Source organism: Mesorhizobium sp. M8A.F.Ca.ET.057.01.1.1 (assembly GCF_003952565.1).
In the GTDB taxonomy this organism is placed as follows: domain Bacteria; phylum Pseudomonadota; class Alphaproteobacteria; order Rhizobiales; family Rhizobiaceae; genus Mesorhizobium.
Genome location: NZ_CP034454.1, coordinates 4,695,548 through 4,710,225, shown reverse-complemented (window position 1 = coordinate 4,710,225; position 14,678 = coordinate 4,695,548). Strand labels below are relative to the sequence as shown.

The 14,678-nt window shown below is 64.6% G+C and carries 14 protein-coding genes and 1 pseudogene; 9 read left to right on the top strand and 6 right to left on the bottom strand.

The features are described 5' to 3' along the window. Positions 1 to 11: 11 nt before the first annotated feature. Positions 12 to 479, bottom strand: coding sequence for a hypothetical protein (locus tag EJ077_RS22500; RefSeq protein WP_208696355.1), 468 nt, complete (start codon positions 477 to 479; stop codon positions 12 to 14). A gap of 161 nt (positions 480 to 640) precedes the next feature. Here EJ077_RS22500 and EJ077_RS22495 point away from each other — a divergent pair, with 161 nt between their 5' ends. The 3 genes from EJ077_RS22495 (at position 641) to EJ077_RS22485 (ending at position 3,812) form a co-directional block, all read left to right on the top strand. Then, positions 641 to 1,615 carry an L-threonylcarbamoyladenylate synthase gene (locus tag EJ077_RS22495; RefSeq protein ID WP_208703093.1) on the top strand — a complete coding sequence of 325 codons (975 nt, stop codon included), beginning with the start codon at positions 641 to 643 and terminating at the stop codon, positions 1,613 to 1,615. Positions 1,616 to 1,624: 9 nt separating this feature from the next. Further along, positions 1,625 to 3,055, top strand: coding sequence for an FAD-binding oxidoreductase (locus EJ077_RS22490; RefSeq protein WP_208696353.1), 1,431 nt, complete (start codon positions 1,625 to 1,627; stop codon positions 3,053 to 3,055). 190 nt (positions 3,056 to 3,245) lie between these two features. Beyond that, positions 3,246 to 3,812 carry a DUF6101 family protein gene (locus EJ077_RS22485; RefSeq protein ID WP_208703092.1) on the top strand — a complete coding sequence of 189 codons (567 nt, stop codon included), beginning with the start codon at positions 3,246 to 3,248 and terminating at the stop codon, positions 3,810 to 3,812. Between the two features lie 38 nt (positions 3,813 to 3,850). Here EJ077_RS22485 and ubiA read toward each other — a convergent pair whose 3' ends face one another. Further along, positions 3,851 to 4,834, bottom strand: a complete 984-nt coding sequence (ubiA, locus tag EJ077_RS22480; RefSeq protein WP_208703091.1) for a 4-hydroxybenzoate octaprenyltransferase — start codon at positions 4,832 to 4,834, stop codon at positions 3,851 to 3,853. Positions 4,835 to 4,902: 68 nt separating this feature from the next. After that, a complete protein-coding gene (locus EJ077_RS22475) occupies positions 4,903 to 5,814 on the bottom strand; it encodes a LysR family transcriptional regulator (protein WP_208696351.1) in 912 nt (303 codons plus the stop codon). Between the two features lie 90 nt (positions 5,815 to 5,904). Here EJ077_RS22475 and EJ077_RS22470 point away from each other — a divergent pair, with 90 nt between their 5' ends. Continuing rightward, positions 5,905 to 6,726 carry a phytanoyl-CoA dioxygenase family protein gene (locus tag EJ077_RS22470; protein ID WP_208696349.1) on the top strand — a complete coding sequence of 274 codons (822 nt, stop codon included), beginning with the start codon at positions 5,905 to 5,907 and terminating at the stop codon, positions 6,724 to 6,726. A 163-nt stretch (positions 6,727 to 6,889) separates the two neighbouring features. After that, positions 6,890 to 8,167 carry a phosphoribosylamine--glycine ligase gene (gene purD / locus EJ077_RS22465; protein WP_208696347.1) on the top strand — a complete coding sequence of 426 codons (1,278 nt, stop codon included), beginning with the start codon at positions 6,890 to 6,892 and terminating at the stop codon, positions 8,165 to 8,167. Between the two features lie 22 nt (positions 8,168 to 8,189). Here the strand turns inward: purD and EJ077_RS22460 are convergent, their stop codons facing one another. Both EJ077_RS22460 and EJ077_RS32305 read right to left on the bottom strand, forming a co-directional pair. After that, positions 8,190 to 9,299, bottom strand: a complete 1,110-nt coding sequence (locus EJ077_RS22460) for a glycoside hydrolase family 25 protein (protein WP_208703090.1) — start codon at positions 9,297 to 9,299, stop codon at positions 8,190 to 8,192. Between the two features lie 176 nt (positions 9,300 to 9,475). Beyond that, positions 9,476 to 9,712: pseudogene (locus tag EJ077_RS32305) on the bottom strand (hypothetical protein). Positions 9,713 to 9,921: 209 nt separating this feature from the next. Here EJ077_RS32305 and EJ077_RS22455 point away from each other — a divergent pair. Together EJ077_RS22455 and EJ077_RS22450 are read left to right on the top strand one after the other, a co-directional pair. After that, positions 9,922 to 11,694 carry an acyl-CoA dehydrogenase gene (locus tag EJ077_RS22455; RefSeq protein WP_208696345.1) on the top strand — a complete coding sequence of 591 codons (1,773 nt, stop codon included), beginning with the start codon at positions 9,922 to 9,924 and terminating at the stop codon, positions 11,692 to 11,694. Between the two features lie 20 nt (positions 11,695 to 11,714). After that, on the top strand, positions 11,715 to 12,467 hold the full coding sequence (locus tag EJ077_RS22450; RefSeq protein ID WP_208696343.1) for a crotonase/enoyl-CoA hydratase family protein: 753 nt from the start codon (positions 11,715 to 11,717) through the stop codon (positions 12,465 to 12,467). A gap of 11 nt (positions 12,468 to 12,478) precedes the next feature. Here the strand turns inward: EJ077_RS22450 and pdxH are convergent, their stop codons facing one another. Beyond that, positions 12,479 to 13,096, bottom strand: a complete 618-nt coding sequence (gene pdxH, locus EJ077_RS22445; RefSeq protein ID WP_208696341.1) for a pyridoxamine 5'-phosphate oxidase — start codon at positions 13,094 to 13,096, stop codon at positions 12,479 to 12,481. A 40-nt stretch (positions 13,097 to 13,136) separates the two neighbouring features. Between pdxH and EJ077_RS22440 the strand changes: the two genes are divergently transcribed. Further along, complete coding sequence (locus EJ077_RS22440; RefSeq protein ID WP_208696339.1) at positions 13,137 to 13,598, top strand: RT0821/Lpp0805 family surface protein; 462 nt, start codon at positions 13,137 to 13,139, stop codon at positions 13,596 to 13,598. Between the two features lie 94 nt (positions 13,599 to 13,692). Further along, complete coding sequence (locus tag EJ077_RS22435; protein ID WP_208696337.1) at positions 13,693 to 14,625, top strand: DnaJ C-terminal domain-containing protein; 933 nt, start codon at positions 13,693 to 13,695, stop codon at positions 14,623 to 14,625. The last annotated feature ends 53 nt before the right edge of the window (positions 14,626 to 14,678 follow it).

The window sequence follows — 14,678 nt, the reverse complement described above, 5'->3', positions numbered from 1 at the left end:
TTGGCAAGTCGCTATTTGACCTTGCCGGCTCCTGAAGCAGGCTGTTTGGCTGGCGGTGGCGCGGCTGCCGCCGGTGCTGCTGCTTTTCCGTGAGCCGCGGGCGCGGGGGCTGCCGAGGCGGTCGCCGTGGCGGGGGCGGTTGCCGCAGCCGGGGCGGTTGCCGCGACAGGCGCCTTGGCTTGCACGGGCGTCGAGAAGGCGCCGCCGACCACGCCGCCACGAATGATCATCGGGCTGTGCGGGAAGGCATGCCTCGCCTCGGCCTTGTCCGGGATTGCCGCCACCTTTTCATCGGTGACGTCGGGCTCGCCGAGCGCAACGACCGACACCACGTCGCTCGCCCTGCCGTCGGTTGCCTTCAGCACAACGACGGAGGGCGTCGAGGCCGGCGCGCCGGGAAAGACCAGCGACGAGGCCTGAGCCCCGCCAACCATGGCAGCCAGAGTGATGACAAGCGTTCCCCAGATACGCACAGACACCTGATATAGCTCCTCATTGCCCAGAAGCTGCACGATAGGGCTCGGCGATTGATGCCGGCTTTCATGGAAAGATAGCATTTTAGGAATTGATGAATTGCCTATGCCCGCTTGCCCCGGCGGCGCTGTCGTACTACGCAGCCGGCATCCGCGAGGTGACGAGAGTGGCTGAAATACTTGCCGTCGGCGAAGCGATGGAACCGGCGTTGGCGCTGCTTGAGGGCGGCGATGTCGTCGCCATTCCGACCGAGACCGTCTATGGACTGGCCGGCGACGCCACCAACGGCATCGGCGTGGCGCGCATTTTCGAAGCCAAGGGCCGGCCGCGTTTCAATCCGCTGATTGCCCATGTCGCCGACATGGCGATGGCCGAGCGCATCGCGCTGTTCGATCCGCTGTCGAAGAAACTCGCGCTTGCCTTCTGGCCGGGCCCGCTGACGCTGGTGCTGCCGCAGCGCCCCGGCAACGGCATTCATCCGCTGGTCACCGCCGGGCTCGACACGATCGCCTTGCGTATGCCGAGAGGGTTTGGCGGCGACCTGATCGCCAGGCTTGGCCGACCGCTTGCCGCGCCCAGCGCCAATTCATCCGGCAAGATCAGCGCCACCACGGCCCAAGCCGTTGCGGCGGACCTCGGCGCCCGCATCAAGCTGGTAGTTGACGGCGGTGCCACACCGGTCGGGCTGGAATCGACCATCGTCAAGGCCGAAGGCGAAAGATTGCGCCTGCTTCGGCCGGGCGGCATCGCCGCCGCGGACATCGAGGCGGCCATCGGCATGGAGTTGCTGCGCGGCGGCGCTGCCGGGGTAGAGGCGCCGGGCATGCTTGCCTCGCACTACGCGCCGGGCGCGGCTGTGAGGCTCAATGCCGGCACGGTTGGCGAAGACGAAGCGTTGCTTGCCTTCGGCGACCAGCGCGCTGAAGGCTGGCATCATGCGGCCGCATTCTTGAACCTGTCCGAAACAGGTGACCTGCGTGAGGCGGCAAGCAACCTCTTCGCCTACATGCAGGATCTCGACCGCAGCGGCGCGCGCACCATCGCGGTCGAGAAGATTCCCTTAGACGGGCTCGGCGAGGCGATCAACGACCGGCTCTCCCGTGCTGCCGCTCCCCGTGACAACGCCCAGCCCACAACGTAGTTTTCCCAGATGACCGAAACCGCCAAGACACTCGATCCCGCTCTCATCGATCGTTTCGCGGCGATCGTCGGCGACAAATATGCGCTGCGCGACCAGCAGGATATCGCGCCTTATCTCATCGAGCGACGCGGCCTCTGGCATGGCGCGACGTCCCTGGTGCTGCGGCCGGGCAGCGTCGAAGAGGTCAGCCGGATCATGCGGCTGGCGACAGAGACTGGAACGCCAATCGTGCCGCAAAGCGGCAACACCGGGCTGGTCGGCGCGCAGGTGCCTGACAAATCCGGCCATGAGATCGTCCTGTCGCTGTCGCGGCTGAACCGCATCCGCGAGATCGACGTCCTGTCCAATACGGTCACGGTCGAGGCCGGAGTCATTCTGCAGACCTTGCAGGAGGCGGCCGACGCCGCCGACCGGCTGTTCCCGCTGTCGCTCGCCGCGCAAGGCTCCTGCCAGATAGGCGGCAACCTGTCGTCCAATGCCGGCGGCACCGGCGTGCTTGCCTATGGCAATGCGCGCGAGCTCTGCCTCGGCGTTGAGGTGGTGCTGCCGACGGGCGAGGTCTTCGACGATTTGCGCAAGCTGAAGAAGGACAACACCGGCTACGACCTGAAGAATCTGTTTGTCGGCGCCGAAGGCACGCTAGGCGTGATCACCGCCGCCGTGCTCAAACTGTTTCCGAAACCCAAGGGGAGGGACGTCGCCTTCGTCGGCCTGTCGTCGCCGGAGGCCGCCCTTTCCCTGTTCAGCCTGGCCATGGACCGGGCCGGGGCAGCGCTCACCGCCTTCGAGCTGATCGGCAAGCGGCCGTACGACTTCACGCTGGCGCATGCCCCGGGCGTGACACGGCCGCTGATCGAGGATTGGCCCTGGTATGTGCTGATGCAGATTTCATCCGGCCGTTCGTCGGAGGATTCGCGGGCGCTGATCGAAGACGTGCTTTCGGCGGGTCTCGAGCAGGAATTCGTCGGCGATGCCGTCATCGCCGCCAGCCTCGGGCAGGGCGATGCCTTCTGGAACTTCCGCGAGCTGTTGCCCGAGGCGCAGAAGCCGGAAGGCGCTTCGATCAAGCACGACATATCGGTGCCGATCGCATCAATACCGCGCTTCATCGCGGAGGCCGCCGGCGCGGTGGCCTCGGTCAGTGCCGGCGCCCGGGTGGTCTGCTTCGGCCATATGGGCGATGGCAATCTTCATTATAACATTTCACGGCCCGTCGACGGCGACGACGAGGCGTTTCTGGCGCTCTACCATGCCATGAACAAGGCCGTGCATGACGTGGTGCGCAGCCTGCACGGTTCGATCTCGGCAGAGCACGGCATCGGTCAGTTGAAGCGCGACGAACTGATCGCCACCGCGCCGCCGATGGCCATCGATCTGATGCGCAGGGTGAAGACCGCCTTCGACCCAGCCGGCATCATGAATCCCGGTAAGGTTATCTGATCCTTTCAACATCTCGTGGCTGGTGGCATTCCGATAACCATCCCTGAGATCAGCAAAATTTAACCGACTTTCTTAAGCGCGGCGGTAAGGAGCCGGCGCTACTGTTTCCCCATAACGAGGCCGGGAAAACTGGCCCGGAGAGAACCGGACACCGGCTCTCAGGAGACAGACAGGAAGGCGCTCTATGAACGTGAACACCGGACTTAAGCCAGTCTGGGCGGGACGCAACATGCGTCTCGACCCATTCCGCCTGCCGCAGGTGGTGAGCTACGCGACGCGCGACGATTATGGCGACGTAACCTTCACCATCGACCAGCGGGGCGCCGTGATCCGCCGCCTGCTCGAGATGAGCGGCCTGCCGGCGATCATTGTGCTGCCCGCCAATGCATTTCGCGGCGTCGCCGCCCGTGCGATGGAGGATCCGGACGGCAATGTCACTGTGACCCTGGAACTCCTGCACAACGATCCGATGCTGTCGGTGCCGCTGCTGGTGGCCGACGATCTCGAAGACGTCGCCGCCGACTGGCGCGCCTGGGCCGATGCCTACCGTCTGCCGATGCTGCTGATCGAATCGGACGGCGTCGCCCGTACGCTGGAAGAGTCGCTCGGCGCCGCCATCAAGACGCTGCCGCCGCAGGACCGTCGCAAGGGCCGCGCCTCCAACACGCGCCGCCCGCGCTTCCTTGCCCGCCGCAGAACCGGGGACCTCGGCCTCAGGCTGGTCATCGACGGCCAGGAAATCATTTCCCGCGATTAAGCATCATTCCTGTTCTGGGATTGTAGACACTGAAGCTGCTAAACCAGCGGCTTCAGTGCCACCCATAGCGCGCCACCGATCAGGCCGAGGAAGATCAGCCAGCCGACCTGGTTGTTCGACCGGAACAGCCGCAGGCACTGGTCCGGATCGTCGATATCCAGCACCGCGATCTGTCGGGCCAGATGCGCACCGGCTGCGATCAGTCCCGCCAGCGCCACCACCGGGGCCTGCGCCGAGGCGAAGGCGATGGCGAAGCAGATCAGCATGCCGCCATATAGCCCCGCGAGCCACGCCTTGGTGTTGTCGCCGAACAGCCGCGCCGTCGAACGCACGCCGACAATGGCATCGTCTTCCTTGTCCTGATGCGCATAGATCGTGTCGTAGCCGATCACCCACAGGATCGAACCGATATAGAGCATGATGGCGGGGCCATCGAGATCACCGAACTCGACCGCCCATCCCATCAGCGCGCCCCAGGAAAAGGCAAAGCCGAGAAACAGTTGCGGCCAGTTGGTTATCCGCTTCATGAATGGATAGACGGCGACGATCACCAGTGAGCAGACGCCGAGCAGAACGGCGAAGCTGTTGAACTGCAGGAGCACCGCCAGGCCGACCAGGGCCTGCAGCACAAGAAACAGCCAGGCTCGCCGGCGCGTGGTCTGGCCGGACGGCAGCGGGCGCGAGCGGGTGCGTTCGACCTGGTTGTCGATGTCTTCGTCGACAATGTCGTTATAGGTGCAGCCGGCGCCGCGCATGGCGATGGCGCCAATCAGGAACAGCACGAGGTACAAGGGCGCCGGCAGCAGCGACAGCAGCGGGTCGCCAGGCCGGGGATAGGCGCTCGCCGCCAGCGCGGCCGACCACCAGCAGGGCCACAAAAGCAACTGCCAGCCGATCGGCCTGTCCCATCGCGCAAGCTGCGCATAAGGCCAGATCGCGCGCGGCAGCGCGCGGTAGACCCAATGGCCGTTCGGCGCATCTGCGACGCGGCCCTGGGACGCTTTCGACTGGACAGGTTCCATTGGCATGGAGTGGCAGCAGCGGTGGAACCCGTCAAGCGGCAAGCAGGCGAGGAGCGTCCATCAATCCGTCAGGAGGTGAAGATGTCGCGCGTGGAAAACCAGACCTTCGCCACCTCGATGAAAGCCAGCGCCGCATTCGACACGCGCTGATGCGTGTCATGGGTGAGGATGATGCGCTGCATGGGCAGCGGATCCGACAGCGGCTTGCGGACGAGCGGCAGGCCGTCATAGCTGCGGTCGCCATGCGGACGGGTATAGCTGACCGCGACGCCGAAGCCGTTGGCCACCATGCTGCGCTGGAGTTCGAACGAGCTTGCGCGCATGTCGGCGACGGGCGACAGGCCACGGCTGCGGAACAGGTCGAGCATATGCTGCCAGCTATGCGGCTGGTCGGTCGTGATCAGCGGGTAGGCGGCCAGATCCGCCAGGCTGACTTCGGAACGTTCGGCCAGCGCATGGCCCGCCGGTAACAGCGCATGCGGCCGCAACTCGTGAAGCAGGATCCGCGCGAAATGCGACGGCAGGCCAAGATCGTAGCTGAGACCGAGGTCGACGGCGGCGTCCGCCAGGCGTCGCCCGAGCGTCTCGAACGTCTCGTCGCGGACGATGATCGCGACCGCCGGATGGCGTTCGGAGAAGGCGCGGATGAGGCCCGGCGCGAAATAGGGCGCCAGATCCTCGAAACAGCCGAGCACCAGTTCGCCGCCGACCGCCGAGTTGGCCTTGCCCAGGCCCAGGAGTTCGTCCGTCTCGGCAAGAACCTGTCTGGCCTTGGCCACGGCGACACGGCCGAAGGAGGTCAGAGAAACACCGCTTCCCCGCTGGCGCACGAACAGCTTCTGGCCGAAATCCTTTTCGATGGCGTCGATCGCCACTGAAATCGACGGCTGCGAAATGTTGAGCGCCCGGGCCGCGCCGGTGACGCTGCCATGGCGGGCGACTGCGACGAGATAGCGGAGTTGGGTGAGAGTAAAACTCATAGCCACAACCTATGTGTCAGATGGGAAGTTATTATTTTACTGAATGAACGGCCGTTGCGATAGTGGCCTCGATCCTGAAAGGAGGACATTATGGCTTCCCAAACCGCTACGCGGGCAACGGACACCGAAATCATCGATGCCCGGACAATCGCCGACTACCAGCGTGATGGCGCGGTCTGCATCCGCGGCGCCTTCAAGGGCTGGGTCGACACGATCGCCGCCGGCATCGAGCGCAACATGCAGAACCGCAGCGCTACCGCGTCCGACATCGCCAATGGCCGCGGCAGTTTCTTCGACGATTACTGCAACTGGGAACGCATCCCCGAATTCGTCAAGGTGGTGCGCGAATCGCCCGCGGCGCGACTGGCAGCGGCGGTGATGCAGTCGCGCAGCGCGCAGTTCTTCCATGACCACGTCCTGGTCAAGGAGCCGGGCACGCAGAAGCCGACGCCGTGGCACCAGGACATTCCTTATTATTTTATCGACGGCCAGCAGACGGTGAGCTTCTGGATCCCCATCGATCCGGTGAAGGAGGCGACGCTGCGCCTGATCGCCGGTTCGCACAAATGGGACAAGATGATCCTGCCGGTACGCTGGCTGGACGACGGCAATTTCTACGCCGCCGAGGGCGACTATCGTCCGGTGCCGGATCCCGACCAGGATCCATCGATGAAAGTTATCGAATGGGAGATGGAACCGGGCGACGCCATCCTGTTCGACTTCCGCACCGCGCACGGCGCGCGCGGCAATATGACCGCGGCGCGGCGCCGGGCGCTGTCGCTGCGCTGGGTCGGCGACGACGCCCACTACGTCGAGCGCCCCGGCCGCACCTCGCCGCCCTATCCCGGCCATGGCATGCAGCCAGGGCAGCGACTGCGCGAGGACTGGTTCCCGGTCATTTTTCAGAGCTGAGCGAGTGGCCATAACAGAGACGCCGGCAACCGGCGCCTCTATTCGGCCGGGATAATGTTCCCGTGCGCAATTCCGATCAATCCACCCTGATGCCTTGACCCGTCGTCCAGAGAGCAATAGCGGGTTGTTCTCTCTATGGGATAGTTGGCATCAAGAGGTGGCCATGAACGTTCTTCTTCTCGGCTCCGGCGGCCGCGAACATGCGCTGGCCTGGAAGATCGTCGCTTCACCGCTGCTGACCAAGCTCTATGCGGCTCCCGGCAATCCGGGCATCGGCGCCGAGGCCGAGCTGGTGAAGTTGGATATTGCCGACCACGCCGCCGTCGCCGCCTTCTGCCGGGAGAAAAAAATCGATCTCGTCGTGGTCGGCCCGGAAGGGCCGCTTGTAGCCGGCATCGCCGATGATCTGCGCGCCGAAAACATCCGCGTCTTCGGGCCCTCGAAGGCCGCCGCGCGGCTGGAAGGCTCGAAGGGCTTCACCAAGGACCTTTGCGCCCGGTACAACATCCCGACCGCAGCCTATGGCCGCTTCGGCGATCTGGCCTCAGCCAAGGCCTATGTCGAAAAGACAGGCGCGCCGATCGTTATCAAGGCTGATGGGCTCGCCGCCGGCAAAGGCGTCACCGTCGCCATGACAATGGATGAGGCGCAGGCGGCACTCGCTTCGTGCTTCGACGGTTCCTTCGGCGCCGCCGGCGCGGAGGTGGTGATCGAGGAATTCATGACCGGCGAGGAGGCGAGTTTCTTCTGTCTCTGTGACGGCACGACGGCACTTCCCTTCGGCACGGCACAGGACCACAAGCGCGTCGGTGACGGCGATGTCGGGCCCAACACCGGCGGCATGGGCGCCTATTCGCCGGCCCCGGTGATGACGCCTGACATGATCGGGCGCACCATGCGCGAAATCATCGAGCCGACCATGCGCGGCATGGCCGAACTTGGCGCGCCCTTTGCCGGCATTCTGTTCGCCGGGCTGATGATCACGGAAAACGGGCCGAAGCTGATCGAATACAACACCCGCTTCGGCGATCCGGAATGCCAGGTGCTGATGATGCGGCTCAGGGATGACCTGCTGGTCCTGCTCAATGCCGCCGTCGACGGCCAGCTCGCGCATACCTCCGTGCGCTGGCGCGACGAGGCGGCGCTGACCGTTGTGATGGCGGCGAGGGGTTACCCCGGCACGCCGGAAAAAGGCTCTGTCATTCGCGGCGTCGAGGACGCCGCGGGCGAGGGCGTCCAGATTTTCCATGCCGGTACCGCCATCAATGGCGGCGCCCTGGTTGCCAATGGCGGCCGCGTGCTCAACGTCACGGCGACCGGCGCCACGGTTGGCGAGGCGCAGGCGCGGGCCTATGCCGCGCTCGACCGCATCGATTGGCCGGACGGGTTCTGTCGCCGCGACATCGGCTGGCAGGCCGTGGCGCGCGAGAAGGCGGGCTAAAGCTCCGACCGGTGGGCGTCGGCTACCGCTGGCTGCGGTCGAGTTCGGTGGAGGCCGTGCTGAGCGGGTCGGCCGCAGCGAAGGCGGCGTCAAGTTGTGCGGGCGAGCGCTGCCCGGTCCGCTTCCAGGCGACATACTGGACGATGCCGAAGCCCGGCCGTGGCGGCACCGTCTTCACGACAGGCATGCGAAACCCGTCGCGGAATTTCGACCAGCGCGAATCGAGCACCGCGACCATTTCCTCGACAGTCGGCGGCGTCGCCACATCGGCGTAGATGATAGTGGCCTTGCCGGTCAGGGCGGCTTCCCGCGAGAGTGGCACCGGCACGCTGGCAAGATAATCGGAAGGCACGTCGATCAGCCCGCCGAACGGCCATTGCTGGCGCAGCGTGGCGGCGTCCGTCGGCACCACGTTGACGTCGATATCGTTCGGCGTGCCGGCGACCCGATAAGGGCAGCGGAAGCGGCCGCAATTGGCCTGCGCCGAGAACTGCCAGAGCGCATAGCCCTGCCAGTTGCCCATCGGAAAATGCACTTCGATGTCAGGTTTGTAGCGCGCGTACCAAAGCGGCAGCCGCGACAGGAGCCGGTATTTGTAGCGGTTGTCAGCGATGTACTGGGCGGTCTTGCCGTTGGTGTAGAGCACAGGGAAGCGGCCGATGCGCCGGTGCACCTGGCGCACGAACTCCTCGGCGTCGTCGAGCGACATCCATTGCGTGGGATCGATGCCCTCGATGTCGAGGGCCATGAGGTCGTCTGGTGCGGGGTCGGCGAAATCGAGGAAATTGTTGGCTTGCTCGACTGGATTGCCGGGGCGGGCGAGGTGATAGGCGCCCCATTTCATGCCGAGCGCCTTGGCCACGACCCTGCGTGTCTGGAACAGCTCGCGCGTCACCGCGTGGCGCTTCCACAGCGTCTTGCAGAGCTTTACCTCGGTGTCGCCGCCGGAACAGAAATAGGGCGGCGGCATACCGTCGGACGCCTTGTTGATGAAGGCGACGATGCGCTTGTCGGTGGCAAGCTGGGCCCAGTCGATGGAATTATATTCGTAGGCGTCGATGACCAGGGCGCGGTCGGCGTTCTTCCACGGCTCAGAGAAATCCGAAGCCTTTGCCGCGGGCGACAGCGCCATTGCCGCCGCGAAAGCGAGAAGCGCCGTGCGGCGAAGGAAGCGCGCCGTCCTTTTCAAAACAGGGAATCCCCGTTGATCAAGGGCGAATGCTGAACCGCTATGGTTAAGGAAATGCTTCTCGAGACGATGCGGTGCGTCAGACGAACAGCTTCAACGCCGTCGCTACCAAGCTGTGGTCACCGTCGGATAAGGGGCTGAAATTCAAACGGGCCGGGCGCGGGCTGTTGTCGCAATGTGCCCTCTGCAGCGCGCTTGCGGTGGTGGGCAAGCGAGCATCGCGGCGAGCACAATATGCCGCGATCCGACCAGTAGGCGGCGCCGTTTGCCAGCTCGCCGTGATAGTAGGAAAACCCGGTTGCCCGCTAGGGCAGGCCGCATTCGATACAGCGATAGGCGTCAGGTCTTGCAAGCATGGAATGTTCCGGTCGGCTGGTTTTTTCGCCGGTCGATTTGATCCGGGATCGATAGAATTTAGTACAGGCCGGTCCGATTGCAAAATCCGCGTGACAAAATTTGACGTTTACGTAAAAAGAAGATGGGAGGCCGCCCAAAAGCGGATGGTTTTGCGGCGGCACTGGCTCTAGGGTCGGCGAGGCCGATGCATCAGGGAGGATAGAGCGGCATGTATCGGGCACCGGTCGAGGATATCGCGTTCACCCTGAAGCATGTGGCCGGCATGAAATCCGCCCTCGATGCCGGAACGTTCGGCGATCTCGGCGAGGAGTTGGTCGATGCCGTCCTTGGCGAAGCCGGCCGTTTCGCCACCGAGGAGGTGGCCCCGCTTTACAAGATCGGCGACGACCAAGGTGCGGTGCTGAAGGACGCGATCGTCACCACCCCGACGGGCTGGAAAGAACTCTATCGCCGCTGGATCGACGGCGGCTGGAACGCGCTCTCCGGGCCGGAAGCGTATGGCGGCCAAGCGTTGCCGACCATGCTCGGCGTCGCCGCGCTCGAAATGTGGAACTCGGCCGCCATGGCGTTCGGCATCGGCCCGACGCTGACCATGGGCGCGGTCGAAGCGCTGGACAAGCACGCTTCCGAGGACCTCAAGGCGACATATCTCGCAAAGCTCGTGTCCGGCGAGTGGATGGGCACGATGAACCTGACCGAGCCGCAGGCCGGATCGGACCTCGCTGCCCTGCGCTCCCGCGCCGAGCCGGCCGGCGATGGCACCTACCGCATCTTCGGCCAGAAGATATTCATCACCTATGGCGAGCACGATTTCACCGACAACATCGTCCATCTGGTGCTGGCGCGGCTTCCCGATGCGCCAGCCGGCACGCGCGGCATCTCGCTGTTCCTGGTGCCGAAATTCCTGGTCGGCGACGATGGATCGATCGGAACGCGCAACGACGTCTTCTGTTCCGGCCTCGAGCACAAGCTCGGCATCCACGCCTCGCCGACCTGCACCATGATCTATGGCGACGGCTTTCAAGGCGCCAAGCGAGGCGCCATCGGCTGGCTGATCGGCGAGGAGAACAAGGGCCTCGCCTGCATGTTCACCATGATGAACAATGCCCGTCTGGCCGTCGGCATGCAGGGTGTCGCGGTCGCGGAAGCCGCGACCCAGAAAGCGATCGCCTACGCCAATGACCGGCGTCAGGGCAAGGCGGCGGATTACACTGGTGCCGGCATGGCGCCGATCGTTCACCACCCGGACGTACAGCGCAATCTCCTCACCATGAAGGCGCTGACGCAGATCGCCCGCGCCATCAGCTACAATTGCGCTCACGCCATCGATCTCGCGCGCGTGTCGTCCGGTGATGAGGCTGCGCATTGGCGCGACCGTGCCAATCTCTTGACGCCGCTGGCCAAGGCTTTTTCCACTGATGTCGGCGTCGAGGTCGCCTCGCTCGGCGTCCAGGTGCATGGCGGTATGGGCTTCATCGAGGAAACGGGTGCGGCGGCCCTCTACCGCGACGCCCGCATCGCGCCGATCTATGAGGGCACCAACGGCATCCAGGCGATCGATCTGGTGATGCGCAAGCTAGCGCTCGGCGGCGGCGAGCACGTGCATCGCTATATCGACGAACTGGCTGGTATCGCAAATGCAGTGCGCACCTCCAACCTGCAAGGCTTCGGCCGAACCGCCGATCTTCTGGATGCAGCCCTTGGCGATCTGACGCAAGCGACCCGCTTCCTGCAAGAACTGGCGGCCGCCGATGGTCAGGCGGACAAGGCGCTGGCCGGCGCCACGCCGTATCTGCGGCTGATCTCGCTCGCCGCCGGCGGCGCCTATCTGGCGCGCGGCGCCCTTGCCGACCAGGGCCGTATCGCGCTTTGCCGCTTCTTCGCCGAGAATCTTCTCGGCGAGGCCGGCGCGTTGAAAGACCGCGTCATCGACGGCGGCGATAGCCTTGCCGCTGCCGGCAAGGCGCTGATTTCCGCCTGACATTCACTGAGGAAACAATCGTGACAGACCACATTCTCGTCGAGCGCCAGGGCGCGATCCAGATCATCCGCATGAACCGCCCCGACAAGAAGAACGCGCTGACGCGCGCCATGTATGCCAGGATGTCGGCGGCCCTTGCCGAAGGCGACGCCGATCCGGCGGTCCGCGTCCATGTCTTTCTCGGCGTGCCCGGCGCCTTTTCCTCCGGCAACGACCTTGCCGACTTCATGGTTGTGGCCACTGGCGGCGATGGTGGCACCGAGGTCTGGGATTTCCTGATGGCGTTGGCCCGGGTCGAAAAACCAATCGTCTCTGGCGTCGACGGTATCGCGGTCGGCATCGGCACCACGATCAACCTGCATTGCGACCTCACCTTCGCCACGCCGCGCACCGTGTTCCGCACGCCGTTCGTCGATCTCGGCCTCGTGCCGGAGGCTGGATCGAGCCTTTTGGCGCCGCGCATCCTGGGGCAGCAGGGCGCTTTCGCCCTGCTCGGCCTAGGCGAGGGTTTTTCGGCCGAGCGCGCGAAGGCTGCCGGGCTGATCTACGAGGTGGTCGAGGAAGGCGCGCTGGAAGCTTCGGTGCTGGCGGCGGCTGGCCAGATCGCGGCCAAGCCGCCGCAGGCGCTCAAGATCGCGCGCGACCTGATGCGTGGCTCACGCGACGACCTCGTCGCCCGCATCGGAGTGGAGAGCGAGCATTTCCGTGAGCGGCTGAAATCCGACGAGGCGCGCGCGGCCCTCACGGCATTCATGACCAGGAAAAAGGGCTGAACCTTACCCTTTCAGGGATACAGCCTCGTCTTGCTCCAGCCACCATCGGCGTCACGCGAGAACACCACTCGGTCATGCAGCCGGAACGGCCTGTCGTGCCAGAATTCGATCGTCTTCGGCACAATGCGGAAGCCTGACCAATGCTTTGGCCGCGGAATCTCACCGATGGCATAACGGGCTGTGTATTCGGCGACCGCCTTTTCCAGCGCGAAACGGCTTTCCAGCGGTCGCGATTGCTTCGAGGCCCAGGCGCCGATGCGGCTGCCGCGCGGGCGCGTCGCATAGTAGGCGTCGGCCTCGGCATTGTTTACGATCTCGACCGGACCGCGCACGCGCACTTGCCGGCGCAGCGATTTCCAATGGAAACACATCGCCGCCTTCATGCTGCCTAGAATCTCCTGGCCCTTGGCACTCTCGAAATTCGTGTAGAACACAAAGCCGCTTTCATCGAACCCCTTGAGCAGCACCATCCGTACATCCGGCATGCCCTCGGCATCGACGGTCGCCAGCGCCACGCCGTTGGCGTCGTTGATTTCGCTCTTCGTGGCGTCGTCCAGCCATGCGGCAAAAAGGCGAAACGGCTCGGCGGCCTCGGTAAAGTCACCGCTTGTTAACTCTGCATCACTCATAGTTTTTCTCAAATTGTCACGAAATCAGGGAGGTTGCCGATTGTCGCGTATCGCGCAAGCTTTTGACAGCAGGCAATGGGGCGTTATCGCTTCGGCCAGCGCGAAAGTTGCGATCGTGTCAATCGTCCTGCCGCTTGCTGGCTGCGGCGCGGGGGGCTTCAGCCTGGAGAAAGCCGAAGTCGACCGCTCGATCCTGACTTCAAGCACATCGGCTTCGGCCAAGCCGGCCGATTCGGATCGCGACTCCGACCAGACGACGATCGGCAATGCGGTATCGTCCGCCGACATCGAGCAACTCGGTGGCCAGGCCGTGCCCTGGGCGAATGCCGGCACCGGCTCGCGCGGCTCCATCACGGAGCTGGCGGAATTGAAGGACAGCGGCCAGACGTGCCGCCGCTTCAAGACTTCGCGCGAGAGCTTTGACGGTGTTGCCATGTTCGAGGGCGAACTCTGTCTTGCCAGTGCCGGCGGCTGGCGCATGCAGGGCTTCAAGGCGCTCTGATTTTCCACCTTTGATATGACGCACCGCTACTGGAATTTCTTCCTATGCGAGCGCATATAGGGGGCAAGTATGGACTCATTCCAGGGCAGGAAGCATGCGCGACCCCTATGAGGTCCTGGGCGTTGCAAAGAACGCATCGGCCAAGGACATAAAATCGGCGTACCGGAAACTCGCCAAAAAGCATCATCCGGACCAGAATCCGAATGATCCCAAGGCGAAGGACCGTTTTGCCGCGGCCAATCAAGCCTATGAGGTCATCGGCGACGAGAAGAACCGTGCGGCTTTCGATCGTGGCGAGATCGACGCCGACGGCAAGCCGCGGTTCCAGGGTTTTGAAGGCGCGGCCGGCGGCGGCGATCCCTTTGCCGGGTTTCGCCGCCAGCAACAGGGCGCTGGCGGCTCGCGATTCGAGTTCCGCTCGGGCCGTCCGGGGGGCGATCCGTTCGACGGCAACAGCGACATCTTCAGCCAGATTTTCGGCGATGCCTTTTCTGGCGCGCGCGGGCCAGGCGCTGGCGACCGGCGCCAGCCGGCGGCATCGGCCGATTTGAACGTCACGCTCGACGTTACCATCGAGGAAGCCGCGAACGCCGAAAAGGTGACGGCGATGTTCCCGGACGGTCGCAAGGTGGCGGTCAAGCTGCCGGCCTATGTCGAGGATGGCCAAACCATCCGTTTGAAAGGCCAGGGTGAGCAGGGGCCGGGCCAGCCCGGCGACGCACTGGTCAAGATTCACATCCGTCGCCATCCGCGCTACCGCATCGAGGGCCGCGACCTTCATGCCGACCTGCCGGTGACGCTGGCGGACGCGGTGCTGGGCGCCAAGGTGCCGGTCGAGACGCCGACCGGCAGACTCGCGGTCAATGTTCCCGCCTGGTCGAGCTCGGACAAGGTCCTGCGGCTCAAGGGCAGGGGCTTGCCCGAGAAAGCCGGCGGCCATGGCGATCTCTACGCGCACGTGCGCATCATGCTGCCGGAAGGTGGCGACAGCGCGCTCGAATCGCTGTTGCGCGGCCAAAAAGGCTGATCGAGAGCTTTTGTCCCCCGAACTGTCCGGTTTGAACGCTTGAAGGGGCTGTG

Bases quoted from the DNA above. Each gene is read 5' to 3' on its own strand.
- purD (WP_208696347.1), top strand. From the start codon at position 6,890: ATGAACGTTCTTCTTCTCGGCTCCGGCGGCCGCGAACATGCGCTGGCC.
- EJ077_RS22455 (WP_208696345.1), top strand. From the start codon at position 9,922: ATGTATCGGGCACCGGTCGAGGATATCGCGTTCACCCTGAAGCATGTG.
- EJ077_RS22475 (WP_208696351.1), bottom strand. From the start codon at position 5,814: ATGAGTTTTACTCTCACCCAACTCCGCTATCTCGTCGCAGTCGCCCGC.
- EJ077_RS22470 (WP_208696349.1), top strand. From the start codon at position 5,905: ATGGCTTCCCAAACCGCTACGCGGGCAACGGACACCGAAATCATCGAT.
- EJ077_RS22460 (WP_208703090.1), bottom strand. From the start codon at position 9,299: ATGGCGCTGTCGCCCGCGGCAAAGGCTTCGGATTTCTCTGAGCCGTGG.
- EJ077_RS22435 (WP_208696337.1), top strand. From the start codon at position 13,693: ATGCGCGACCCCTATGAGGTCCTGGGCGTTGCAAAGAACGCATCGGCC.
- ubiA (WP_208703091.1), bottom strand. From the start codon at position 4,834: ATGGAACCTGTCCAGTCGAAAGCGTCCCAGGGCCGCGTCGCAGATGCG.
- EJ077_RS22490 (WP_208696353.1), top strand. From the start codon at position 1,625: ATGACCGAAACCGCCAAGACACTCGATCCCGCTCTCATCGATCGTTTC.
- pdxH (WP_208696341.1), bottom strand. From the start codon at position 13,096: ATGAGTGATGCAGAGTTAACAAGCGGTGACTTTACCGAGGCCGCCGAG.